Source organism: Luteimonas endophytica (genome assembly GCF_029887875.1).
In the GTDB taxonomy this organism is placed as follows: Bacteria; Pseudomonadota; Gammaproteobacteria; order Xanthomonadales; family Xanthomonadaceae; genus Luteimonas; species Luteimonas endophytica.
In genome coordinates this window covers 1-22,871 of record NZ_JARXRM010000010.1, presented here as the reverse complement: position 1 = coordinate 22,871, position 22,871 = coordinate 1, and the positions used below count along the sequence as shown (strand labels likewise).

Here is a 22,871-nt window from a genome sequence, read left to right as displayed (position 1 = left end):
GGGGAATTGGCCGCGTGATCGTCTACCAAGCCACCAAGTCGAAGTTCCTGCACGACTGCGATCACGACCAGATCGAAGACGTGGTCGAACGCGCCTACGTCCAGAGGGTCGGGCGGTATGCCTCGGGCTCGGAGTTCCGGTCCTGGCGCGCGTCGCTCGCGGCGATGGCGCGGGTGCTCCGGGACGAAGACATTCCCGGCGACATCGGCATCGGCGTGGAGTTCGGCATCCCGCAGACCGCCAAGCGGATCGACTTCATCCTCTCCGGCAAGGCCGTCGACGACACCCCGCATGTCGTCATCGTCGAGCTCAAGCAGTGGTCGAAGTCCCGCATCAGCGAGAAGGATGGAATCCTGATCGCCAACCGCGGCGGCGGTGCGGAAACCGAGGGCGCCCACCCAAGCTATCAGGCCTGGTCGTACGCCGCACTGCTCAACGGATTCAATGAGGCGGTGTACGAGTCCGGCACCGAACTGCGTCCCTGTGCATACCTGCACAACTACAAGGACGACGGCATCATCCGCAACCCCCACTACGCGGCGTACCTGGACAAGGCGCCGGTCTTCCTCGACGGCGCGGACGAACTGAACAAGCTTCGCGCCTTCATCAAGCAGCACGTCCGCAAGGGCGACCAGGGCAAGCTGCTGTACGAGATCGAGAGCGGCCGCATCCGCCCTTCCAAGATGCTGGCCGACAGTCTGGCCAAGATGCTCAAGGGCAACCAGGAGTTCGTGCTGGTGGACGACCAGAAGGTCGTCTACGAGACCTGCTTGGCCAAGGCGGCGCAAGCCAGCAACGCCCGCAAGCAGGTGGTGATCGTCGAGGGTGGCCCCGGCACCGGTAAGTCGGTGGTTGCCATCAACCTGCTGGTCGAGCTGACCAAGCGTGGCCAGGTGACCAAGTACGTCTCCAAGAACGCAGCGCCACGCGCGGTCTACCAGCAGAAGCTTGCCGGCCACCTGCGCAAAGTCGAGATCGGCAACCTGTTCGCCGGCTCGGGCGGCTTCCACCAGAGCGAGCCCAACGTCTTCGACACGCTGGTCGTGGACGAGGCGCATCGCCTCAACGAGAAGAGCGGCCTGTACGGCAACCTCGGCCAGAACCAGATCATGGAGCTGATCCGCAGCGCCCGCTGCACGGTCTTCTTCGCCGACGACGACCAGATCGTGACCCTGTCCGACATCGGTCGCATCGCCGAGCTGGAACGCTGGGCCGGCGAGATGGGCGCGGAGGTCATCCGGCTGGAACTGGCATCCCAGTTCCGCTGCGGCGGCTCGGACGGCTACATCGCCTGGCTGGACAACTTCCTCGGCATCCGCGAGACCGCTAACACCGACTTCGACCGCGATAGCTTCGATTTCCGCATTGTCGACTCCCCCACCGAACTGCATGACCTGATCCGCGAGAAGAACAAGCTCAACAACAAGGCCCGCGTGGTCGCCGGCTACTGCTGGGACTGGGAGAGCAAGAAGGATCCTAAAGCTTGGGACATCGAGATCCCCGAGCACGGCTACCGCGCCCAGTGGAACCTCGACAAGGACGGCAGCCTCTGGATCGTCGCGCCGGACTCGGTCGAGCAGGTCGGCTGCATCCACACCTGCCAGGGCCTGGAACTGGACTACGTCGGCGTGATCATCGGCCCGGACCTGAGATGGATCGACGGCCAGCCCGACGTCTTCCCCGAATCACGCTCCCGCATGGACCGCTCCATCCGCGGCTACAAGACCCTGATGAAGCAGGATCCCGAAGCCACCCGCGAGCGCGTGGAGCGTATCGTGCGGAATACGTATAAGACGCTGATGAGTCGGGGGATGAAGGGGTGCTATGTGCATATTCTCGGAACCAAAGAGCTTTAACTTGACAGGGAAGCAAGATGATCCGAGCAGATAACGTTCGTCCGCGGATGACCGTCACCCTTCCGAAGGCGAATTACGCTTACAAAGATGAGCAACTAGAAATTAATGCCGAACTAGAGCCAAGCCAGACCATCGAGACTGGCTGTGCAATCAGCGCAGAGACTCGCGGGCGGGTTAAGTCGCTAATAATTCAGCACGACGGGAACCCGATAGCAATTTCTCTCTCGAGACTTTTTGCACCAACCGGCACACCCCGCGAAATTCATGCACCAAACTGTGTAATCGAGAACGAAACCATCGTCCTTGGGGACGATGCGGCATGGAAAATCCACCCGGGCATTAGCCATGCGGCACTGAGTAGATACGCTGAAGAAGTACGCAGGAGCTGGACAGGATACCCACTTCTAGTCCAAGAATCGCAGACTGCAGATGGCACCCAAACGCCAGGATTCAGGCTGCCACAGGTTGGCGCGCTACATGCAATATCCGCCCACTGGACTGTCAAAACAACCCACGCAAAGGTTGTTCTACCCACCGGAACTGGCAAGACCGACGTGCTGATCGCCGCCACGCTTCTTAAGCTGGCGAAGCGCGCGCTAGTACTCGTTCCAACCGATCCACTCCGAACGCAGATGATTTCAAGCTTCGCCAAGCTCGGACGGCTGCGAGACATAGGCGGCGTACCAGAGACAGCCCTAAACCCTGTCGTCGGAAAACTTATCAAATCGCCACAAGCGATATCCAGCGCAAGCACCCTGCTTGCATCAAATGTCGTCGTGTCCACAACACAAATGCTCCTGGGCGCGGACGACGAGAATATAAGCGAGTTCCTCGAGCGCTTCGATCTAGTTATGTTCGATGAGGCGCACCATCTGCCCTCCGCATCTTGGACTCGTATCTCACGCCTCATTCCAGAGTCAACCCGAGTTTTGTCAGTTACAGCAACCCCGTATCGAAATGACCGGCGCCGAGTTCCCGGAGAGCTCATTTATCAGTTCCCACTAAGAAGGGCTCAAGAGCTAGGCTACTTCTCGCAGATATCTGTGCATAGAGTAGACGAGCCCGATCCATACGAAGCCGACATAATGATCGCCCAAGCGGCCGTGAGGGCTCTAGAACAGGATGAATCCGTTGGATTCAATCATCTGATAATGGCCCGTGCGCACACCCAGCAGCACGCAGACCGGCTTTATGAGATCTATAAGGAACGGTACCCAGAGTTGAATCCTGTGTTGTTGCACAACGGCGTAGGCGCATCAGCCCGCCGAAAAGCAATCGAGGGCATTCGTAACCTTTCGAACAAGGTCGTGATCTGTGTTGACATGCTTGGTGAAGGAATCGACATCCCCAACTTAAAGATCGCCGCACTCCACGACTCACATCGCAGCCTGCCGGTTACGCTGCAGTTCATCGGGCGCTTTACCCGATCCACGAACTCGGTTGGCAACGCTACGATTATTATCAACATCGCCGAAGCAATGACTGGAACTGCAGTCGAGGAGCTCTTCTCGGAAGATTCCGACTGGAACCACATGGTCCCGGAACTAAGCGCAAGATCCATAGGGGCCGAGGAGGCAGCAGCCGCTTTTGCAAACAGCATGCGGGCACTAACCAAGCCGGAAGACAAGGAGTTTGACCTAAACCTGATAACCCCAAAGTGTGGTGTGAAGATATTTACTTCATCCCACTTTTACCCGGAAAGAGCCGCATCCGCCTTACCCAGAACATCATCAGCGCACCAAAGCTGGATAAGCGATGATCGCGACCTGTTGATTCTGGTTACTTATGACATCAAGTATCCAAAGTGGACCATTTCAAGAGATGCCGCGAGCTTTGAGTGGAACCTAAGTGTTATCGCCCACAACTCGGAAAATGGCCTTATCTATATCAACAGCACCTACGGCGACCTGCGCATCTCAAAGCTTGCCAAGACCATTGGAGGAGACACGACCACCCTGATCTCAGGCGAATCCATGTTCCGCATTTTCGATAGCTTACGCCGATCCGTACTGTATAACGTCGGCCTCTACAGAAAGGGCCAGCTTAGGTTCCAAATGCTCGCAGGAATTGATATCGGATCCCAAGTGAGTACAGCTATACAAGCAGGGAGCACGAAGTCAAACCTTTTCGCAATTGGTTACCAGGACGGCGCAAAGATCAATATTGGCGCGTCTTTCAAAGGCCAAGCTTGGTCAATGAGCCAGCTTACGATTCCGGAGTGGAGAAAGTGGTGCGATAGCATCGCCGGGAAGATACTCGACGCAAACATACCGACCAACAGCTATTTGCAGTTTACTCTCATCCCAACAGAGATCACTTCCCGACCCGACGGAGATCCCTTCATATGCATTGCGCCCAATGAGCTACTGCCCGGCTATCCGGGTGGCGAACACCGCATATTTTGCGAGGGTGACAATACGCAATTTTCGAGCACCGATCTGTCCTTCGATAGCATTGAGGTAGACGGCGACGAGCTAAAGATTGCTGCCTCTGTCGCGTCGCAGAACTATTGCGAACTTCGAATGAAGTGGAACGGGGGATTCGAGATAGAGCACGAGTCTGGAATACGAATTTTCTTGCCTGACAACGACCAGCTGATTGGCCTTGACGACTACCTAACTACGAACCCGCCAGCAGTTCTCTTGCTAGACGGCTCCGAGGTGATAGGGAAGCACCACTTCAAACACCCGAACAACCTGCCATACACCTTCGCTGCCAGCTCCATCCTCACACTGGACTGGGGAGACACGCCAGTAACAGTGGAATCGAAGTGGCGCAACGGGCAAGTACGACACGATTCGGTTCAAGGCCACATGATTGACCATTGTCTGGCCCAGAACCACACGATTGTGTTCGACGACGATGACACCGGTGAGGCCGCAGACATCATTGTCCTCGACGAACGCCCCGACGCCCACGAGCTGGAGATCACTCTCTACCACTGCAAGTATTCACAGAGCGACTCCGCCGGGGCGAGATTTGATGATCTGTATGTCGTATGCGGCCAAGCTATTAAGAGCTGCCGACTAGCACATCATCCCGAGGCCCTACTGAAGCATATGCTGCAGCGCGAACTCCGTCTTGGTGGGCGTCCAACCCGCTTCGAACGCGGCGACACCCCGACACTGCGATCGCTCCTGCGCCGGCTCCCCAACAATCGGACCCGCGTGAACATTTGCATCGTTCAGCCGGGTCTGTCTGCCGCACGCATGACGCCTAAACTTTCATCGATACTTGCAGCCGCCGACGGCTTCATTCTTGAGTTCACAGGACGAAAGCTCAAAGTCTTCGGCAGTGACTAGCCCAATCCACTATTCATGTGGCAATTCGCGCCCCCTACTCGCACGGCGGGAGGGGGATCCGATGCACTGGAGTGGGCCGGCGCCCTGGCGCTCCACGCCCAGCGGCAGGTTCTGCGGCGAGGGCAGCGCGATGATCTGCTTTTCCACCTCGTCTATGGCTTGGCCATTGATGTCGACTGTAATCGTGACGTTGCGGCGGCGATCGTAGCGGTCGATCTGCGAGAGGCCGCTGGCGGTGGTGATCTCGGCCACGGCCGCGAGCGGCACGCTGCCGCCGCCGGCGGTGGGCACGCGCAGCTGGCCTAGCAGGGCCGGGTCGGACAGCGCTTCCTCGTTCAACTGCACGCGAATTGGCACCTGGCGCTTTGGCAGGTTGAGCTTGCCAGGAACTGCTCGTAATCGCCGCGGGTGGCCACGCGGGTGGCGGCGGCAATGTCGGCGGTGGACACGCCAAGGTCGGCGGCGCACGCGGCGTCGGGGCGCACGATCGATGGAGGAAGGACTCACGCTCACGATCAGTCCTCGTAATCTGGTAGAGCAGTCGTTGCGCCGTCATCGCTCTCAAGCCTCCAACCCCGCGGCGAAACCCCATACCGCCTCCGAAACACCTTCGACAGCGCCCCCGCCTCCGCGAACCCCAGCTCGTGCGCCACCTGCTTCACCGTGCGCCCCTCGCGCAGGCGGGCGGCGGCCAGGCCCAGGCGCCAGTCGAGCACGTAGGCGGCGGGCGTGGTGCCCACGGCGTGCTTGAACGCGGCGGCGAAGGCGCTGCGCGACATGCCGGCCTGGGCGGCCAGGCGTTCGAGCGGCCAGGGCTCGGCGGGGCGGGCGTGCAGGGCGGTGAGCGCCCTTGCCAGCTGCGGGTGGGCCAGGCCGGCGAGGGTGCCGCGGTCCACGCCGGACTGGGCAGGTTCGTCCAGCGCCCAGCGCAGCACCTGCACCAGCAGCACTTCGAACAGGCGGCCGGCGAGCAGGCGCGAGCCGCAGCGTACGCGGTCGGCTTCGGCGAACAGCAGGTCGAGGGTGGGGGCCAGGCCGTCCACCGCGGCCAGCGGCACCGCCAGCATCGGTGGTAGCGACTGCACGATGGGGTTGCGCGCGCCGCCGTCGAAATCGAGCGTGGCGCAGGTGAAGTCGGCGCCGTCCACCGGGGCGTTGTGGAATTCGTGGTGCACCGGGCGCGCGAACAGCAGCAGGGTGGGCTCGGCGAGCGCGGTGCGCACCAGGCCATGGGCGCCGCGGTGCACCACCTCCATGCTGCCCCGGCGCAGCACGTGCAGGAAGGCGCGCCCGGGCGCGGGCTCGAACACGTGCAGGCCGCACAGTGGACCGGTGTGGAACAGCTCGGCGTGGACGTGGAAGCGGTCGAGCAGGGCGGCCAGGCGGTCGACCGGGGCGGGGTCCTCGGCGGATAGCGTGGACGAATCGGCAGGTTTCATGGACGTTTCGGCGCCCTGCGTCCAGAACGGGCGCCTAGTCTAGCCGCTGCCGCCAATCCCGGCGGCCCACGCAAAGGAGCAACCCCATGTCCCGCATCCCCCTGGTCGACCCGGCCGCCACCACCCCCGACCGCCAGGCCCTGCTGGCCGAGATCCACGCCGCCTTCGGCGCCACCCCCAACATGTTCCGCGCGGTGGCCAACTCGCCCGCCGCGCTGAAGTCGATGTGGAGCGCGTTCGGCGCGCTGGGCGGCGGCGCCCTGTCGGCGCGGCTGGGCGAGCAGGTGGCGGTGGTCATCGCCAACCGCAACGCCTGCGAGTACTGCCTGGCCGCGCACACCGCGCTGGGCCGCAAGGCCGGCGCCAGCGCCGAGGAGATGAGCCAGGCGCAGGACGGCCGCTCTGCCGACCCGAAGACCGCCGCGGCGCTGCGCTTCGCGCTGGCCGTAGTGGAGCGCCGTGGACAGGTGGAGGCTTCCGAGGTGGAGGCGCTGCGCGCGGCGGGGTTCGACGACGGCGAGATCGTCGAGCTGCTGGCGCACGTGGCGCTCAACCTGTTCACCAACTACGTGAACGTGGCGCTGGCGGTGCCGGTGGATTTCCCAGCGGTGCGGCTGCGGGCTGCGGCTTGAGGCTTAGAGGTTGCGGCCGGCGATCACGCCGGCCGCGTCGTCTGCGTTGTCGGAAGCTTGGCGGTGTGCGCGCCGCTGACCAGGATGATCGTCAGGTTTGTAGTGCCTGGAAATTGCTCGCTTGAAGTGAGCAATTTTCTCTTTCTACGAACCCCCCAGGGAAAGAACAGGCTTGCAACGGTTCGAAGCCCCGTTCTTGCGATTGGTTATTCGGCTGGCCCCATCCATGCGGGAATGTCGCGCTCGTGGTCCATGTTCGTCAGGCGGTGGCGGGGGTGGGCTTGCGGAACCTGGATAGCACCCACTCCTCGGCGTCGTCCACAAGGGTGAAGGCCGCCGGCACCACGATCAGGCTGAGCACGGTGGAGGTGATCAGGCCGCCGATCACGGCCACGGCCATGGGCATGCGGAAGCTGGCGTCGGCGGTCAGGCCCAGGGCGATCGGCAGCATGCCGGCGCCCATGGCCATGGTGGTCATGATCACCGGGCGGGCACGCTTGTGGCAGGCGTCCATCAGGGCGTCGTGGCGGGCCATGCCCTGCTTCTCGGCCATCACCGCGTAGTCCACCAGCAGGATCGAGTTCTTCACCGCGATGCCGATCAGCAGGATCAGGCCGATCAGCACCGACAGCGAGATGTCCAGGCCGGTGATCAGCAGCGCGCCGAAGGCGCCGCCGGCGGCCAGCGGCACCGCCACCAGGATGGTGATGGGCTGGCTGGCGTGGTTGAACAACAGCAGCAGCACGCCGTAGACGCAGAAGATGCCGGCCACCATGGCCATGGCGAAACCGCCGAACATCTCGGCGAACACTTCGCTGTCGCCGGCGGCCTGGCGTTCCACGCCCGCCGGCAGGTTCAGCAGCGCCGGCAGCGCGTCGATCTGCTGCTCCACCTCGCCCATGGCCATGCCGTTGAGGTCCACTGTGATCGTGACGTTGCGGCGGCGGTCGAAGCGGTCGATCTGCGAAGGCCCGCTGGCGGTGGTGATCTCGGCCACCGATGAGAGCGGCACGCTGCCGCCGCCGGCGGTGGGCACGCGCAGCTGGCCGAGCAGGGTCGGGTCGGACAGCGCGGCCTCGTCGAGCTGCACGCGGATCGGCACCTGGCGCTCGGGCAGGTTGAGCTTGGCCAGGAACTGCTCGTAGTCGCCGCGCGTGGCCACGCGGGTGGCGGCGGCGATGTCGGCGGTGGACACGCCCAGGTCCGCGGCGCGCGCGGCATCGGGGCGCACGATGATTTCCGGGCGCACCAGCGCGGCCGAGGAGCTCACGGTACCCAGGCCCGGCAGCTGGCGGATGCCGCGCTCCACGTCGCGCGCGGCCGTGGCCAGCTTCACCGGGTCGTCGCCGGCCAGCACCAGCTGCAGCGCGCGGCCGGGCTCGCCACCCTGGAAACTCAGGCGCACGCCGGGCAGGTCGGCCAGGCGCTCGCGCACCACCGACTCCAGCTCGTACTGGGTCGGGCCGCGGTCGTCCTTCCAGCGGATGGTGAGCGTGGCCTTGCGCAGCTCGGCGCTGCTGGGGTCCCCGCCCGGCCCGCCGGTGCCGGAGGTGCTGCCGGCGGTGACGAACACGCGCTCGATCTCGGGGATGTCGGCGATGCGCCGGCGCGCGGTCTCGGCCACCTCCTCGGTGGTGGCCAGCGCGGTGCCCGGCGGCAGCTCGATCAGCACGGTACTCTGGATGCCGTCGGCGGGCGGGATGAAGGTCACCTTCAGCAGCGGCAGCAGCGCCAGCGAGCCGATGAAGATGCCCAGCGCGATCGCGAGCGTCGCGTTGCGGTGCCTGAGCGCGCGGTCCACCCAGCGCAGGTACCACTGCATCAGCTTCGAGTCGCCCTTGTGTTCGGGCAGCGGCTTGAGCAGGTAGGCCGCCATCATCGGCGTGATCAGGCGCGCGACCAACAGCGAGAACATCACCGCGGCCGCGGCGGTCCAGCCGAACTCGCGGAAGAACTTGCCGGGGATGCCGGGCATGAAGGCCACCGGGATGAACACCGCGGCCAGGGTGCACGAGGTGGCGATCACCGCCAGGCCGATCTCGTCGGCGGCCTCGAGTGCGGCAGTTTTCGGCGCCTTGCCCATGCGCACGTGGCGGTCGATGTTCTCGACCTCCACGATCGCATCGTCCACCAGGATGCCCACCACCACCGCCAGCGCCAGCAGGGTGATCATGTTGAGGCTGAAGCCGAACCAGTACATCACCGCAAAGGTGGGGATGATCGACAGCGGCAGCGCCACGGCGCTGATGAGGGTGGCGCGGAAGTCGCGCAGGAACAGGAACACCACCAGCACCGCGAGCGCCGCGCCCTCGTAGAGCATGTGCATCGAGGACTCGAACGAGTTCTCGGCCTCCTGGGTGGTGGAGGCCACTTCCACCATGCGCAGGCGCGGCTGTTCGACCTGCAGCGCCGCCACGGCCTCGCGCACGGCGTTGCCGACGTCCACTTCGCTGGTGTCGGTGGTGCGCTGCACGGCGAAGCCGATCACCGGGCGGCCGTCGAGGGTGGTGCGCTGGGTGGCGGTGGCGCTGCCGTCGGTCACGGTGGCCAGCGTCGACAGGCGCACGCTGCGGCCGTCGGGCATCGAGATCGGGAAATCGGCGAGGGCCGCGGCATTGTCGACGGTGCCGAGCGTGCGCACCGCCTGTTCGCTGCCGCCCATGGTGGTGCGCCCGCCGGGCTGCTCCTGCTGGATGCGTGCGAGCTGCTGGCTGATCAGCGCCGGGCTGGCGCCGAACCCCTGCACGGCCTCGGGCCGCAGGGCGACGCGGATCTCGCGGTTCACGCCGCCGATGCGCCGCACCGAGCCCACGCCGGGCACGGCGAACAGGCGCTTGGCGACGGTGTCGTCGATGAACCAGCTGAGCTCCTCGTCGCTCCAGCCGTCGGCGGTGACGGCGTAGGTGAGCATGTCGCCGCCGGTGACGTTGACCAGCGAGACGATCGGCGGCTCGACGTCGCGCGGCAGGTCGATGCGCACGCGGTCGATGGCATCGCGCACCTCGTCCTTGGCGAGGTTGCCGTCCTTCTCGATCTGGAAGGTGAGCACGGTGGTGGACACGCCCTCGTTGACGATCGAGGCCATGTTGTCGAGCGCGGGGATGCTGGCCACCGCGTCCTCGACCTTGCGCGTGACCTGGGTTTCCAGGGTGCTGGGGCTGGCGCCGGGCAGGGTCACGGTGACGTTGACCACCGGCACGGTGAGGTCCGGGAACTGCGAGACGGCCAGGCGGTTGAACGCCAGCAGGCCGGCGGCGGTAAGCAGGATGAAGACCAGGATCGCCGGCAGCGGGCGATGGATCGACCAGGCGGAGAAGTTCATTCCACCACCCGAACCAAGTCGCCATCGCCCAGGAAGCCCGCGCCGCGTGCGACCACGCGCGCGTCCGCTTCCAGGCCGCTGCGCACCTCGATCCGGTCGCCGTGGGTCGGCCCGACCTCGATGCCGCGCTCGCGTACCCGGTTGTCGTCCTCGACGGTGAACACGTAGGCGCGGCCGTCGCGCCGCACCACCGCGTCGTTGGGAATCAGCATGGCCTGCGCCCGGCCCAGCGCGATGCGGCCCTGCGCGAACATGCCGGCGCGCAGGCCGGCGGGTTCGGGCAGGTCGGCGTAGATGGTGCCGGTGCGGCTCTGCACATCCAGCGCCGGTGAGACCCGGCGCACCACGCCGTCGATCGCGCCGGCGGGCGTCTCCACCTGCACGGTGGCACCGGGCGCGACCAGCAGCAGGTCGGCCTCGGCCAGCTCGGCGCGCCATTCCAGGCGGCCGTCGCGGATCAGGCGCAGCAGTTCGCCGCCGGCGCCCACCACCTGCCCGGGCTGCACGCTGCGCGCGGACACCACACCGTCCACCGGCGCGCGCACCACGGTGAAGTCGCGCTGCACCCGCGCCGCGTCGCGGCTGGCGATGGCGGTGTTGAGCCGCGCCTGGGCGTTGTCGCGCGCGGCCTCCGCCTCCTCGGCGTCCTGCAGCGAGACCATCTGCGCGTCGGCCAGCTCGCGCACGCGGGCGGCCTTGCGGCGGGCGGTGTCCAGGTTGGTCCGGGCCTCGGTCACCGCGGCGTCGGATTGGGCCAGCTGCGAGGCCAGGGTGCGGTCGTCCAGGCGCAGCAGCACGTCGCCCTGCTGCACCACGCTGCCCACTTCCACCTCGACGCTCGACACGCGCACGCCGGACAGCTCGACACCCACCGACACTTCCTCCCAGGCGGCCACCGCGCCGGAGGCCACCACTTCGCGCACCACCTCGCGCGTGGCGGGCGTGGCCAGGGAGACCGTCAGGCTCGGCGTGGCCTCGGGCGTCGCGTCGTCGCCGCAGGCGGCCAGGGCCAGCAGTCCGGCAACGGCCAGCGCGCGCAGGGGAATGGCAGACATCGGGGTTCAGCTCGTATCAGAAGGCTGATACTCTATCAGCATACTGATACACTGCGGAACCCGCGGAGGGCCTGCAATGCCGAAACCAGAGTCCAGCCCACTGCAAGCGTTCAGGAACTCCCGCGGTTATCGCGCCAGCGCCCTGCTCAAGCGCCTGCACGTCGGCTTGACGGTGCTGATGGAGGAGCGCCTGCGCGAGCACGGCATCGAGCTGACCCGGCCGCAGGCGCTGACGCTGATGCACCTGTCCGAATGCCCGGGCAAGTCGAACGCGGAGCTGGCGCGGATGAGCGCGGTGTCGCCGCAGACCATGCACCAGATCCTGCTGCGGCTCGGCCGCGACGGCCTGGTGACGCGCGCGCCGCACCCCTGGCTGGGCCGGGTGATGACGGTGCGGATCACCGACAAGGGGCGCGACCTGATCACGCGTGGCGGCGCGGTGGCGCAGGGGGTGATCGATGGCGCGCTGGGCGTACTGTCGGCCACGGAGCAGGAACAGCTGGTGGGCCTGCTGGAGCGCTGCGTGGCGACCCTGCCAACGACGCTGCTCAAGCCGGATTGAGGCGCCCGTCTTGCGAGCGCCAAATGTATGTAGTAACGTTGCTACATTCCCTGCCGGGAGCCCCGCCATGACCACCCTGACCAGTCGCGAGCTCAACCACGACATCGGCCGCGCCAAGCGCGAAGCCAGGCACGGGCCGGTCTTCATCACCGACCGCGGCAAGCCCGCGCACGTGCTGCTGTCGATCGAGGACTACCGCCGTCTCACCGGAAAGCGCCGCACCCTGGGCGAGGCGTTGGCGATGCCGGGCGTTGCGGATATCGACTTCGACCCGCCACGCTTCCGCGACCTGCCGCGCATCCCGGACCTCGAAACCTGACGGTCCTGTCCAGCGTGTATCTGCTCGATACCAATGTCGTCTCCGAACTGCGCAAGGTCGCCGAGGGCAGGGCGGCCGCGCGCGTTGCCGCGTGGCAGGCGGATCTCGACGAATTAGCCTGCTTCCTCTCGGTGATCACGCTGCAGGAATTGCAGGTTGGCGTGCTGCGGGTCGAACGGCGCGATGCAGCGCGAGGTGCCTTGCTGCGTGCGTGGCTGGAGCAGCGGGTGATTCCGGAATTCGCCGGGCGCATCCTGCCGGTCGATCAGCCCGTGGCATTGCGTTGCGCGCAACTGCACGTGCCGGACCCGCGCCCCGCCCACGACGCGCTGATCGCCGCCACCGCGCTGGTGCACGGGCTGACCGTGGTCACCCGCAACACCGCCGACTTCGCCCCCATGGATGTCGCATTGCTGGACCCGTGGCAGGAACAGGCCGGATGATCCTCACCGGGGCGACCAGCACTCCGCTGCGATCGTGAGTGCGATGTAGTGACGGGGAATCGCCATGCGCCTGGCCGGTCGTATCACCGATTGGCACGATGACAAGGGGTTCGGCTTCGTGGCGCCGAACGGCGGCGGCGATCGGGCGTTCGTCCACGTCAAGGCGTTCCAGCGCGGCGGGCTTCCAGCGCGGCCAGCACCTCGTCGGCGTCGACAAAACGGCCACTGGAACGCGCGCGTTCGCGTGACGCCAGGCCGCGGGTGATGAAGGCTGCCTGCTGCTGGCGCCGCTGGACCTCGGTGCGGATGGCCTTCTCAATGAAGCTGGAACAAGTTTCGCCTTCCTGCAGCACGGACTCGACGGTCTGGCGCAGCGCGGAGTCGACATGGGGAGGCCAAGGCAGCGATGCAGTTTTCACGAGGCACCTCGTGCATTGCGATGGATGTTGGATGGGCCGTGTAATTCAATCCTGAGCCGTGATGCGACGCAAACGTTCGGTAATTAGATCCGCTCGGCTCCCGTCGGCGATCAGTCCGGGGAGGCAGTTGATGAAATCGGACTTGGCGAGCAAGCCGGCAAATGTCTTTGCCACGAAATCCCGCAAAGGCATGGACGCGTGTTGCAGCTCGTTCGGCAACTCGTCACGCCCGTCGACGACGTTGAGCACATCTTCCAAGTCATGGCTGGCCAGGTAATCGCCTTGGCCGCGACCCAGGAAGGCCTCAAGCTTGGTCGCCACGAAGGCCGGCGCGGCGACCATGCGGATCACGATCCCGTCGGCCAGCTGCATGGGCTGCGCTGTAGTCACCGCCTCGCCGTACCAGCGATTGCTGAAGCCAAGCACGTTGGAGTCCACCGGCATCAGGTCGAATGGAATGCCCGATGCCCGGTGTTTCCATCGGCAGATCACGCCGCTTGCGGCGTCGCGCACGAAGCCTCGCTGTTCGATCTGCTCCTCGACGCGATGAAAGTTCAGCCAGCCATCCGCTTCGACAACGGCATCCACGTCGAGGGTCGGACGTACGCCTTCGGCCAGCGGATCCGTCAGCAACAGACCCGCGATCGAACCGCCGACAAAGACCATCCGCTCGCGTAGCTCGCCCAGCGCGCCGGCGATTGCGAGCAGATGCGGCAGATTGGGGTCAGGCCGCTGCATCCAGACCACTCAAGGCGGCCAGGACGAACTTACCCGCCAGTTCGCGCTCGCGCGCGCGTCCCGTGCGCAGTGCATCCAGAAGCGCCAACAGCTGGTGGAGTGCCGGGTCGGCCAGTGCCGCCTGCGGAGCCGTGCGATAGATCGGGGACAGGCTAGGTCCGCGCGCACTGCCTTGCGGGTGGGCCCACACGGGCGCGTCTCCTCCACCGAGCAGCGCGCCGGCCAGGGGTGGTACGCCGTACGAGGTGGGCACGCCCCGCTTCACCGCGCCCACCTCAGCCGGGAAGGCATAGCGCGCACCGTGCAGCAGGAATTCCTGCAGGGCCGGGCGGATCGGCTGCCAGTCGCCTCGCCCCCGCTGCACCGCCAGCCCGGCAACGACCGCGCGCTTCACGCTGGCGTGTACTTCCGCAGCGCTCATCGACAGTTCCTTCGAGAGCGCGGCGAAGGTGAACTTGCGCTCCGGGTGCGCGCACACCTTGAGCAGCACCAACAATTCCTGGGGTTTGAGAGACATGGCCATATTCGCTATTCCCGAATAACGAATATGGCCGACGCGTCGCTGTTTGGCAAGGGCTGACTGTGCCGGCTATTGCGCCCCCCGTGTGCAAATCCGCGCTTCAGTTTCTGCCGCCGTGGCGGTGCGGCCTGCGCGCACGTCCTCCAGCCCCTTCGCCGCATCGCACGCAGCTTTTCCACCTTCAGCCCCCCGCCGATGCCAAGCGTTGAACGATATCGGTCAACAGGGCGTCGCGTTCGTCGTCCTGCAGTGCGGACAGGCCCAGCGGGCGCTCGGCCCGTCCGGACACGATCAGCTCGGCCAAGCCGTGGACGAGCGCCCAGGAGGCCATCAGGTCCTTCATGGCCGCCGGGTCCCGGTACGGGTTCCTGTTCGCGATCGCTTCGGTTTCGGCGACCAGCTTCTCGAACGTCTGCAGCGACGCCGTGGCGAACCGGGGATCGTCGCGGTCCGGCCGATCCGAGGCGAACATCAGCCGAAACAGCGCCGGGTGGGCGATCGCGAAGTCGATGTAGCCAAGCCCCGAGGCGACGATCCGCGCGCGGGGATCGGGCGCGGCGGCTGCCTGCCGGCGGCCCTGGAACGCGAGCAGCCGCTCGTAGCCGCGGGCCGCCAGCGCGGTCAGCATTCCGCGCAGGTCGCGGAAATGATGCGCCGGCGCCGCATGGCTGACCCCTGCGCGCTTGGCCACCGCCCGCAGCGAAAAACGCTCGATGCCGTGCAGCGCCAGCTCCTCCTCGGCCGCCTGCAACAGCGCCGAGGGCAGGTTTCCATGATGGTAGGGCTGTCGGTTCACCGGCTCGCCAACGTCAGCGCATCAGGACGCCGATGATACGGCTGCATCTTGACAGTGTCTAGTTAGGCTCGTAGGGTGATCCTGACAGTGCCTAGATGGCATCCATGCCGACCCGCCCATGCAGGGCGTCGGCCTGACAGGGGGTTGCAGTGAAAAAGTGGCTCGTTCGGATTTTCCTGGCCATCGCGGTGCTGGCGATCGCCAGCGGCGTGGTGACCTTCTTCGTCATCGAGGATGCCGTGGATACGATGTTCGGCGGCGCGACGCCGGTGGCGCAGCCGGGGCTGGCGCAGCGCTCGCCGGATCGGTTCGTGCTGGCCAACGTCTCGGTGCTCGGCCCCGCCGGGGAGGAGTTCCGACCACGGCAATCCATCCTGGTCGAGGATGGCGTCATCCGCGCCGTCGGCCCTTCGGTCGAGCCGGCCGGTTCGATCGCCGTGATCGACGGCAGCGGGCTGTTCGCCGTGCCCGGCTACACCGATTCGCACGTGCACCTGTGGAACAGCCCGAACGATCTGCTGCTGTACCTGGCGAACGGGGTCACGCAGGTCCGCGAAATGCACGGCCGCCCCCATCACCTGCAATGGAAGCAGGAGATCGAATCCGGGCGCCTGGGGCCGGACATGTACGTCGTCGCCGCGCAGCTCGCGTCCTATGGGCTCTGGGAGGGGCTCTGGGTGGGCTGGACCTCCGGGCGCAACGTGGTGCGCTCGCCGCCGGCCACCGCGCGCAGGATCGAATCGCTCGTCGAGCAGGGCTACGACGCCGTCAAGGCCAGCAGCTTCCTGAGCCGCGAGGCCTACGCCGAGGCGGGCCGGGCGTCGCGGGAGATGTCGGTCCCGTTGGTCGGTCATCTGCCCCTGGCCGCCGGCCTGCCGGACCTGTGGGCGTCGAACCAGTCCGAGGTCGCCCATGTGGAGGAGCTGGTGAAGGCGCTCGGTCGCGAGTTCGGGGGCCTGCGAAGCACCAATGCCGAGGCGTTCCTTGCCCATGTGCGGGCGCGGCGCGGCGAGATCGCCGAACGGCTGGCGGCGAACGGGATCCACGTCACCTCGACGCTGGCCCTGAGCGAAAGCTTCGGCCGCCAGGCGGTCGACCTCGAAGGCCTGCTCCCGGACGTGGCGCTCGGCTACGTCAATCCCGGCGTGGCGCAGGGGGACGCCATGGGCTGGGTGCCGGGCGTGAATCCGTACCGGGTGCCGGACGCTCACCGGAACGAGGGCTGGCGCGGCCGCAACGAGGCCTACTGGGCGGCCTACGCGCAGGCCCACCACCTGATGCTCGAGGCGCTGCTGGACGCGGGCGTCACCATTCTGGTGGGCACCGACGCCAACGTGCCGGTGATGGTGCCCGGGTTCTCGATGCACGAGGAAATGCAGGCGCTGGTGGCGGCGGGCATGCGCCCCGCGCAGGTGCTGGCCTCGGCGACGTCGCTGCCGGGCCGCTGGATGGAATGGAACACCGGCCGGATCGAGGAGGGTTTCCGCGCCAACCTGGTGCTGCTGCGCGAGAATCCGCTCGAGGACATCGGTGCGACGGCCAGCATCGAGACGGTCGTCGTCAACGGCCGCGTCCTGTCACGCGCCGATCTCGACGCCATGCTGCGGGCCGTCGAGGCCGCCAATCGGCAGGCCGGGTCGCCCGCGATCGCCGACTGATCCGGGCGGGGCGGCGATGAAGTGTCTGGATGCCATCTGCATTGCTTGTCGAGCGTCCAGGCGATCTCGGCTAGGCTTGCGGTCCGGCCCGAAGCCTGGCCGAACCGAGGAAAAATCCATGGGCAAGCCTTCGAAAAAATCGCCGTATTCGGTCGACAGCGCGCCTGGGAGGCCGATGAAGCGCATCGTTGCGATCGCCGCATTGCTGCTACCGCTTCAACTCTCCGCCGGGCATCCGGCAGCCACGGTTCCGGACCGCTTCGTGGGTCGCTGGGCCGGCAGCCCCGGCGCGTGCGATGCCCACATCGACGACTTGATCCTTCGGATCGCGCACCACCGCATCGCCTACTGGGAAAGCGAAGGCCCGATCGAGGCGGTGGTGGTGCGCGGCGACGAGATCGCACTCATCTCGGAGCTGTCCGGCGAAGGCGAAACCTGGCTCGCCACCGCGAAGTTCACGCTCTCGGCGGACGGCGACCGGCTGATCGACCGGACCAGCGCACCCGGCCGGGAGCTGGTGCGGCACCGGTGCGAAAGCGCCAGCGGTGCGTGGTTGGGCAAGCCATCGACGGCGATGCCGCTTCGCGGTGCCGCTTGAACCAGGGGCGGGCTTTCCGGGAAACAGGGAATCCATCGGCGTGAATCTGCCCCTGTCGCTTGCGGGCGTTCACGTCGCCCCAACCGCCCCGGCGTCTCTCATGTGCGCCGCGGACGGATCGGCAGCCCGGATGGCCGGCAGCGCTCGGCCCACCATCGGAGGAGCAATGAAGAACGACCATCGCATGGCCACGATGAAGTTCTCGAAGGTGTATCCCATGTATGTCGCCAAGGCGGAGCGCAAGCAGCGCACCCGGGAGGAGGTCGACCAGCTCATCCGCTGGCTCACCGGCTACAGCGAACGCGGCCTGCAGCAGCAGATCGACAAGGAAAGCGATTTCCAGGCCTTCTTCGCCGAGGCCCCGGCCATGCACCCCAACCGCGCGCTGATCAAGGGCGTGGTCTGCGGCGTGCGCGTGGAGGAGATCGAGGATCCGCTGGTGCGCAACGTCCGCTGCCTGGACAAGCTGATCGACGAACTGGCGAAGGGCAAGGCGCTGGACAAGATCATGCGGTGATGGTGATCGACGGGTCGAAGAACGGCCGCCGTGTGGCGGCGCTGCGCGGAGTTGCCCGTTTAGGTCGTCCCGGGCACCCGCTTCATCCAAACGCTGGATCCCAATGACTATCGACATCGCCTTTGCGGAAACCGACGAGCAGATTGCCGCCACCTTCGAGGTCATGCGGCAACTCCGGCCCCAGATCGCACAGGACCAGTACGTCCCGATGATCCGCAGCCTCATGGCGAGCGAAGGGCTCGGGCTGTTGGCGCTGCGGGACGGGGGTGCGGTCAGGGCCGTGGCCACGTATCGCGTCATGCGAATGCTTTACTGCGAGAAACTCATCTACGTCGACGACCTCGTCGTCGATGAGCGGGTGCGTTCGCGCGGCTACGGCGCCGCGTTGATCGCCAGGCTCAAGGAGCAGGGGCGGGCCCTGGGGTGCAGCGAAATCCAGCTGATCTCGCGCGTGACCCGGGAGCAGGCGCACCGGTTCTACTTCCGCGAGGGCTTCGGGATCGAGTGCTTCCACTTCCGGTCCAGGCTTTGCTGAGCACCGGGGCGACGGCCGCGCCGAAACGGCGTTGGCTGCGGCCGCGGGCCGTTCTGCCGCCTCGACATGCCGATCGACAATGCCCGCGGCATCGACTCCAGGCGGGGGTAAAACGGGCCGGGCGAAGTGGGGTCCGCACGCCATTCGCGCTTTACATGTAGAACCACGGCTCCTCGAGGCGCTCCAGGATCCGCTGCGCCAGGCCGGACGAGAACAGGTTGTCGGCGTTGCCGAACAGCACCACGCCGTCGCCCCGACCCGGGTAGAGATGGCAGTACGCCCGGAAGTCGCCGTTGTTTCCGGCGTGGTAGTAGCGCAGGCCCCGCGCCGTGGCCTTCACCGGAAAGCCCAGGCTCCGGTGCAGTTCGCCCTCTTCGTGCGGCAGGTCCCGCTGGATCGCCAGCAGCCGCGCCACCGCGGGCGCGCGGTCGCGGCCCGGCCGGGCCAGCATGGCCAGAAACCTGGCGTAGTCCGATGCCGTGGCGTGCAGGGTGTACGAGGCCCCGAACCCGTCATCGTGCCGGTGATTGTCGGTGGGGGTGCCGCCGCGGTGCCCGTACGCCTTGCGGGCGGGAATGGATGCGTCCCAGGTGTAGCGCATGGAAGGCGCGCCGATCGGCCCGAAGACATCCGCCTCCAGGCGCGCCTGCAGGCCGGCATCGTCCACGCCGAGCAGGTGCTTCAGCACGTCCTTGAGGTATTCGTAGGCTTCGCCGGAGTAGCCGAACCGCGTTCCCGGTTCGAACAGGAACTTGAGTTCGCCGCCGGTGTCCTGCCGCCAGTTCGGCAGCCCGGAGGCATGGGCCAGCACCATCCGCGCCGTCAGCCGGCGATGCCGCGGGTCGCCGGCGAGGTCCGGGTGCGGCAGGTAGCGGTACAGTGGCCGGTCCAGGTCCAGCAGGCCCTGCTCGGCCTGCAGCACGACGAAGGCCGCGAACACCGGTTTGGACAGCGAGGCCGCTTCGAACAGGGTGTCGGGCGTGACCGGCTCGCGGTTCGCCGCGTGCTTCACGCCGTAGGCGCCCTGGTGGACGATGCGGCCGTCCCGGAGCACCGCGATCGCCAGGCCGGGCACGCCGGCCGCTTCCATCTCGCGGCGGACGAACCGGTCGAGCGCGGCGAAGTCCCTCGCCTGGTGGGCGCCGGCCGGCGCTTCGGGGGCGGCCGCGCAGCCGGCCAGCAGCGCCGCCAGGGCGAACGACGCCAGTGCCGGCCAGCCGCTCCGCCGCTGGCGTAGCCTAGTTCCGCGGGAAGTCATTGTTGTAGCCGCTGGCGGCGGTCACGCGCACCCAGCCGATGCCGCCGTCCTTCGCCTCGAGGAAGCGGTAGCTGGTGTTGCGCGGGACCGAAAGGAAGGTCTGGTCGCCGACCGGGACGAGCGCCTGGGCGGACTCCGCGCCGGGCTCCCGCAGGCGCAGCTCGCCCTGCGCCAGCGTGAACACCAGCCGGTTTCTCCCATCCTCTTCCGCGCCGTAGGTGCCGGCGAAGCGCTCCAGCGCGGCCACGGGGACGGCGGTTTCCCGGTAGACCTCGGGTTCCAGCGGCGCCCAGCCATACTCCCGGGCCACCGCGCGGGCGATCGACGCCATCAGGTCGAAGCCCTGGTCGCTGTTGGTCATCACCACCAGCGCTTGCCGGTCCGGAAGCGAGCCGACCAGGTAGCTGGTAAAACCGGCGTTGCTGCCCCAGTGCTCGAACAGCAGTTCGCCCGGGCCCAGCTTCTTGGTGAAGCCCAGCCTGGCCTCGGAGCGGGCGAAGACCTCCGCCGCCAGTTCGTCCGAAACGATCCGGTTCCGGCCCGGGCCGTGGTCGGCCATGAGGGTGGCCGCGAACCGTGCGAGGTCACCGGGCGTGGACCACAGCCCGCCCGCGGCCAGGAACGGGAACGCGCGGTACGGGTAGGGGTGCAGATCGCCCGAGTAGCCGGTGGCGGCATCGGCCCGCAACGCTGGCGGCAGCGGTTGCGCGAAGGAGCTGCGCCGCATGCCGGCGGGCGCGAACACGATCCGCTCGGCCTCGGCGCCGAAGTCCCGGCCGGTCGCATCCTGGATGAGCTTCTCGACGATCAGGTACCCCGGGTTCGAGTACCTGTAGCGCTGGCCGGGCTCGGATTCGAGCACGGCCGGCGGATCCACCGAGGGCGCGGCGCCCGAGAGCAGGGCCTCCACCGTCGGCAGCGGCCGGTCGGGCGCGTAGGACGCCCACACGTGGTTCTTGACCCCGGCGGTATGGCCGATCAGCCGGCGCAGGGTGACCTTTTCGGTCTCGGTGAACCGGTCGGCGGGGAGCTTCCAGCCGCGCAGGTGCTGGTTGACGTCCTCGTCGAGGCCGAGCAGGCCCCGGTCCACCAGGTGCAGCGCGGTCATGGCCGCCACCGGCTTGCTCAGCGACGCTGCCGCGAACACCGTGTCGGGCGTGACCGGGGTGGCGGTCCGGAGGTCGGCGTAGCCGAACGCCTGCTGCCAGGCGATCTCGCCGTCGTCGACGAAGGCGATGGCGAGCCCCGGAATGCCCTCCTCCAGCATCGCCTGCGGGATCGACCTGGCGGCGAGGTGCCCGTCCAGGTAGTGGGCGGGCAGCAGGCCCTCGCGGACGCGCGCGGCCGCCGCTTCGGGGCTGGTGTCCGGCGCCGCCGCCGACGCGGTGGCGGCCGCCAGCCCCCAGAGCACGCCCAGGCAGGATGCGAGAAGTTTCATGAGATGAACGCCGGTGAAGGACCGGGGGCAGGCTGGCGCGGGCGCGGACGTCGATCAACCGCGATGCGACGGAACCGCCGAAAACGCGGATGGGTGCCCGATCGGGGCGACGGTTGGAGCGCGACGGCTGCGCGCGGCTGGGGCGGGCGAAGCGGGGCGCCGCGGCGTTGGCGCCGCGCAAAGCGAGCGGCCCCGTTTGAGTGGCGCGGCGGTTTGCAGTCCAATGGGCTGGCGCAAGGCTCCCGCAGGAGCCGGACCCCAGACTCTCGGAACGGGTGAGATCATGACCAAGGCAGCGAAGAAGCCGGCCCTGCTGTCCGGCGGCAATCCGCAGATCCCCAAGGGCGACGGCGACGGCCCGGTGCAGGCCTACATCGAGGCGATGCCGGGCTGGAAGCGGGAGGTGGGGGAGCGCCTGGACGCGCTGGTCGAAAAGGCCGTGCCGAAGGTGCGCAGGGCGGTGCGCTGGAACTCGCCCTTCTACGGCGTGGAGGGAAAGGGCTGGTTCCTCAGCTACCACTGCTTCGCCCGGTACGTGAAGGTGACCTTCCTCAACGGCGCCTCGCTGCGCCCGATGCCGCCGGAGACGTCGAAGCAAGAGCAGGTGCGCTACCTCCACATCCACGAGGACGAGGAGATCGACGAGGCGCAGCTGGCCAAGTGGTTCAAGCAGGCGGCGAAGCTGCCCGGCGACGCGCTGTTCTGAGCGGCGCACCCGGGTTCACGGGGCACCCCGCCATGGCCGACCGTCTCGCCTCCTGCTGCTGCGGCAAGCTCGTCGCCCGCGTACGCGGCGAGCCGGTGCGGATCTCGATCTGCCACTGCCTGGCGTGCCAGCGGCGCAGCGGCAGCGTGTTCGCCGCCCAGGCGCGGTTCCCTGCCGACGCGGTGACAATCGAGGGGCCGAGCACCGAGTACGTCCGCGTCGGCGACGAGGGCGGCAGGGCGCGGTTCCATTTCTGCCCGGTCTGCGGCACCACGGTCTTCTACACGCCCGATGCGCTTGCCGACGTGGTGGTGATCCCGATCGGGGCCTTCGCGGACCCGGCGTTCCCCCGGCCGCGGGTGTCGGTGTACGAGTCGCGCATGCACGGCTGGTTGGGGCTGCCTGAGGACATGGAGCACATCGACTGAGGTGCGGCCGGGTAAGGGGCGTCGGCTGTCGCGGCCATGGGGGCTTCGGTTGGGTGGCGGTGATGCCGGGTGTCGGCCGACGGCGCCGGCTTTCGCGTGCATGGCCCGCTCCTACGGGGGCGTTCCCGCGGGGATGACGGCGGGTGTCGCGCCGGTGCCGTTGTGCAGGGTGCACGGTTTCGGGCCGACCTAGGGACGACCCCAGATGCCGCGGCGCGTGGCAAGGCGCAGCATTCGCTCATGCGCGCGCCGCGCCCGTGGTGCGCCTCCCCACGGAGACAACGACATGGCAGTGATGATGCACGATGGCGGTGGTGGCTACGTTGCTCC

Annotated in this window: 22 protein-coding genes and 1 pseudogene; 13 read left to right on the top strand and 10 right to left on the bottom strand. The window is 67.1% G+C overall.

What is annotated here, in order from left to right; translation table 11 throughout:
- The first annotated feature begins 14 nt into the window (after window positions 1-14).
- Both QFW77_RS01745 and QFW77_RS01740 read left to right on the top strand, forming a co-directional pair.
- Window positions 15-1,856, top strand: a complete 1,842-nt coding sequence (locus QFW77_RS01745) for a DNA/RNA helicase domain-containing protein (protein ID WP_280572471.1) — start codon at window positions 15-17, stop codon at window positions 1,854-1,856.
- Window positions 1,857-1,903: 47 nt separating this feature from the next.
- Window positions 1,904-5,158 carry a DEAD/DEAH box helicase gene (locus QFW77_RS01740; RefSeq protein ID WP_280572470.1) on the top strand — a complete coding sequence of 1,085 codons (3,255 nt, stop codon included), beginning with the start codon at window positions 1,904-1,906 and terminating at the stop codon, window positions 5,156-5,158.
- Window positions 5,159-5,167: 9 nt separating this feature from the next.
- On the opposite strand, the gene QFW77_RS01735 is transcribed toward QFW77_RS01740, so the two are convergent.
- Both QFW77_RS01735 and QFW77_RS01730 read right to left on the bottom strand, forming a co-directional pair.
- Window positions 5,168-5,626, bottom strand: a complete 459-nt coding sequence (locus tag QFW77_RS01735; protein WP_425603249.1) for an efflux RND transporter permease subunit — start codon at window positions 5,624-5,626, stop codon at window positions 5,168-5,170.
- A 47-nt stretch (window positions 5,627-5,673) separates the two neighbouring features.
- On the bottom strand, window positions 5,674-6,597 hold the full coding sequence (locus QFW77_RS01730) for an AraC family transcriptional regulator (protein WP_280572466.1): 924 nt from the start codon (window positions 6,595-6,597) through the stop codon (window positions 5,674-5,676).
- Between the two features lie 86 nt (window positions 6,598-6,683).
- Here QFW77_RS01730 and QFW77_RS01725 point away from each other — a divergent pair, with 86 nt between their 5' ends.
- On the top strand, window positions 6,684-7,229 hold the full coding sequence (locus QFW77_RS01725; protein ID WP_280572464.1) for a carboxymuconolactone decarboxylase family protein: 546 nt from the start codon (window positions 6,684-6,686) through the stop codon (window positions 7,227-7,229).
- Between the two features lie 259 nt (window positions 7,230-7,488).
- Here QFW77_RS01725 and QFW77_RS01720 read toward each other — a convergent pair whose 3' ends face one another.
- Together QFW77_RS01720 and QFW77_RS01715 are read right to left on the bottom strand one after the other, a co-directional pair.
- Complete coding sequence (locus QFW77_RS01720; protein WP_280572462.1) at window positions 7,489-10,551, bottom strand: efflux RND transporter permease subunit; 3,063 nt, start codon at window positions 10,549-10,551, stop codon at window positions 7,489-7,491.
- Window positions 10,548-11,606, bottom strand: a complete 1,059-nt coding sequence (locus QFW77_RS01715; protein ID WP_280572460.1) for an efflux RND transporter periplasmic adaptor subunit — start codon at window positions 11,604-11,606, stop codon at window positions 10,548-10,550. The genes QFW77_RS01720 and QFW77_RS01715 overlap by 4 nt, the downstream gene beginning before the upstream one ends.
- Before the next feature lie 76 nt (window positions 11,607-11,682).
- On the opposite strand from QFW77_RS01715, the gene QFW77_RS01710 reads away from it, so the two are divergent.
- The 4 genes and pseudogenes from QFW77_RS01710 to QFW77_RS01695 all read left to right on the top strand — a co-directional run.
- A complete protein-coding gene (locus tag QFW77_RS01710) occupies window positions 11,683-12,168 on the top strand; it encodes a MarR family winged helix-turn-helix transcriptional regulator (protein WP_280572458.1) in 486 nt (161 codons plus the stop codon).
- A 67-nt stretch (window positions 12,169-12,235) separates the two neighbouring features.
- The gene (locus QFW77_RS01705; RefSeq protein ID WP_280572457.1) at window positions 12,236-12,487 is read left to right on the top strand and encodes a type II toxin-antitoxin system Phd/YefM family antitoxin; all 252 of its coding nucleotides are present in this window, start codon (window positions 12,236-12,238) and stop codon (window positions 12,485-12,487) included.
- A gap of 14 nt (window positions 12,488-12,501) precedes the next feature.
- A complete protein-coding gene (locus QFW77_RS01700; protein ID WP_280572456.1) occupies window positions 12,502-12,930 on the top strand; it encodes a type II toxin-antitoxin system VapC family toxin in 429 nt (142 codons plus the stop codon).
- Window positions 12,931-12,994: 64 nt separating this feature from the next.
- Window positions 12,995-13,099 (top strand): annotated as a pseudogene (locus QFW77_RS01695) (cold-shock protein); the annotation flags it as partial.
- Here the strand turns inward: QFW77_RS01695 and QFW77_RS01690 are convergent.
- From QFW77_RS01690 to QFW77_RS01675, 4 genes are all read right to left on the bottom strand, one after another.
- Window positions 13,089-13,349, bottom strand: coding sequence for a YlcI/YnfO family protein (locus tag QFW77_RS01690; RefSeq protein WP_280572455.1), 261 nt, complete (start codon window positions 13,347-13,349; stop codon window positions 13,089-13,091). The pseudogene QFW77_RS01695 and the gene QFW77_RS01690 sit on opposite strands and share 11 nt — an antisense overlap.
- Before the next feature lie 45 nt (window positions 13,350-13,394).
- Entirely contained in the window at window positions 13,395-14,087 is a 693-nt protein-coding gene (locus tag QFW77_RS01685; RefSeq protein WP_280572454.1) for a hypothetical protein, read from the bottom strand.
- Window positions 14,074-14,634, bottom strand: coding sequence for a MarR family transcriptional regulator (locus QFW77_RS01680; RefSeq protein ID WP_425603248.1), 561 nt, complete (start codon window positions 14,632-14,634; stop codon window positions 14,074-14,076). Before QFW77_RS01680 ends, QFW77_RS01685 begins: the two co-directional genes overlap by 14 nt.
- A gap of 154 nt (window positions 14,635-14,788) precedes the next feature.
- Window positions 14,789-15,403 (bottom strand): TetR/AcrR family transcriptional regulator, encoded by a 615-nt coding sequence (locus QFW77_RS01675; RefSeq protein WP_280572452.1) that lies wholly within the window; start codon window positions 15,401-15,403, stop codon window positions 14,789-14,791.
- A gap of 149 nt (window positions 15,404-15,552) precedes the next feature.
- Between QFW77_RS01675 and QFW77_RS01670 the strand changes: the two genes are divergently transcribed.
- The 4 genes from QFW77_RS01670 to QFW77_RS01655 all read left to right on the top strand — a co-directional run bounded on the left by QFW77_RS01670 (window position 15,553) and on the right by QFW77_RS01655 (window position 18,711).
- Window positions 15,553-17,061, top strand: coding sequence for an amidohydrolase family protein (locus QFW77_RS01670; protein ID WP_280572451.1), 1,509 nt, complete (start codon window positions 15,553-15,555; stop codon window positions 17,059-17,061).
- A 118-nt stretch (window positions 17,062-17,179) separates the two neighbouring features.
- Window positions 17,180-17,659, top strand: a complete 480-nt coding sequence (locus QFW77_RS01665; RefSeq protein ID WP_280572450.1) for a hypothetical protein — start codon at window positions 17,180-17,182, stop codon at window positions 17,657-17,659.
- Window positions 17,660-17,825: 166 nt separating this feature from the next.
- A complete protein-coding gene (locus QFW77_RS01660; protein WP_280572449.1) occupies window positions 17,826-18,176 on the top strand; it encodes a DUF2200 domain-containing protein in 351 nt (116 codons plus the stop codon).
- Between the two features lie 103 nt (window positions 18,177-18,279).
- Window positions 18,280-18,711: a GNAT family N-acetyltransferase gene (locus QFW77_RS01655; RefSeq protein WP_280572447.1), complete on the top strand. Its 432-nt coding sequence runs from the start codon at window positions 18,280-18,282 to the stop codon at window positions 18,709-18,711.
- Between the two features lie 151 nt (window positions 18,712-18,862).
- On the opposite strand, the gene QFW77_RS01650 is transcribed toward QFW77_RS01655, so the two are convergent.
- Together QFW77_RS01650 and QFW77_RS01645 are read right to left on the bottom strand one after the other, a co-directional pair.
- Window positions 18,863-19,969: a serine hydrolase domain-containing protein gene (locus QFW77_RS01650; RefSeq protein WP_280572445.1), complete on the bottom strand. Its 1,107-nt coding sequence runs from the start codon at window positions 19,967-19,969 to the stop codon at window positions 18,863-18,865.
- Window positions 19,950-21,407, bottom strand: a complete 1,458-nt coding sequence (locus QFW77_RS01645) for a serine hydrolase domain-containing protein (protein ID WP_280572444.1) — start codon at window positions 21,405-21,407, stop codon at window positions 19,950-19,952. The genes QFW77_RS01650 and QFW77_RS01645 overlap by 20 nt, the downstream gene beginning before the upstream one ends.
- 283 nt (window positions 21,408-21,690) lie before the next feature.
- On the opposite strand from QFW77_RS01645, the gene QFW77_RS01640 reads away from it, so the two are divergent.
- Together QFW77_RS01640 and QFW77_RS01635 are read left to right on the top strand one after the other, a co-directional pair.
- Window positions 21,691-22,113: a DUF1801 domain-containing protein gene (locus tag QFW77_RS01640; RefSeq protein ID WP_280572441.1), complete on the top strand. Its 423-nt coding sequence runs from the start codon at window positions 21,691-21,693 to the stop codon at window positions 22,111-22,113.
- Window positions 22,114-22,145: 32 nt separating this feature from the next.
- On the top strand, window positions 22,146-22,541 hold the full coding sequence (locus QFW77_RS01635; protein WP_280572439.1) for a GFA family protein: 396 nt from the start codon (window positions 22,146-22,148) through the stop codon (window positions 22,539-22,541).
- Window positions 22,542-22,871 lie beyond the last annotated feature (330 nt).

What these genes read in the sequence shown, in the direction of transcription:
- QFW77_RS01740 (WP_280572470.1), top strand. Translation starts at nt 1,904, where the DNA reads ATGACCGTCACCCTTCCGAAGGCGAATTACGCTTACAAAGATGAGCAA.
- QFW77_RS01720 (WP_280572462.1), bottom strand. Translation starts at nt 10,551, where the DNA reads ATGAACTTCTCCGCCTGGTCGATCCATCGCCCGCTGCCGGCGATCCTG.
- QFW77_RS01685 (WP_280572454.1), bottom strand. Translation starts at nt 14,087, where the DNA reads ATGCAGCGGCCTGACCCCAATCTGCCGCATCTGCTCGCAATCGCCGGC.
- QFW77_RS01705 (WP_280572457.1), top strand. Translation starts at nt 12,236, where the DNA reads ATGACCACCCTGACCAGTCGCGAGCTCAACCACGACATCGGCCGCGCC.
- QFW77_RS01635 (WP_280572439.1), top strand. Translation starts at nt 22,146, where the DNA reads ATGGCCGACCGTCTCGCCTCCTGCTGCTGCGGCAAGCTCGTCGCCCGC.
- QFW77_RS01650 (WP_280572445.1), bottom strand. Translation starts at nt 19,969, where the DNA reads ATGACTTCCCGCGGAACTAGGCTACGCCAGCGGCGGAGCGGCTGGCCG.
- QFW77_RS01660 (WP_280572449.1), top strand. Translation starts at nt 17,826, where the DNA reads ATGAAGAACGACCATCGCATGGCCACGATGAAGTTCTCGAAGGTGTAT.
- QFW77_RS01665 (WP_280572450.1), top strand. Translation starts at nt 17,180, where the DNA reads ATGGGCAAGCCTTCGAAAAAATCGCCGTATTCGGTCGACAGCGCGCCT.
- QFW77_RS01655 (WP_280572447.1), top strand. Translation starts at nt 18,280, where the DNA reads ATGACTATCGACATCGCCTTTGCGGAAACCGACGAGCAGATTGCCGCC.
- QFW77_RS01715 (WP_280572460.1), bottom strand. Translation starts at nt 11,606, where the DNA reads ATGTCTGCCATTCCCCTGCGCGCGCTGGCCGTTGCCGGACTGCTGGCC.
- QFW77_RS01725 (WP_280572464.1), top strand. Translation starts at nt 6,684, where the DNA reads ATGTCCCGCATCCCCCTGGTCGACCCGGCCGCCACCACCCCCGACCGC.
- QFW77_RS01645 (WP_280572444.1), bottom strand. Translation starts at nt 21,407, where the DNA reads ATGAAACTTCTCGCATCCTGCCTGGGCGTGCTCTGGGGGCTGGCGGCC.
- QFW77_RS01640 (WP_280572441.1), top strand. Translation starts at nt 21,691, where the DNA reads ATGACCAAGGCAGCGAAGAAGCCGGCCCTGCTGTCCGGCGGCAATCCG.
- QFW77_RS01710 (WP_280572458.1), top strand. Translation starts at nt 11,683, where the DNA reads ATGCCGAAACCAGAGTCCAGCCCACTGCAAGCGTTCAGGAACTCCCGC.
- QFW77_RS01730 (WP_280572466.1), bottom strand. Translation starts at nt 6,597, where the DNA reads ATGAAACCTGCCGATTCGTCCACGCTATCCGCCGAGGACCCCGCCCCG.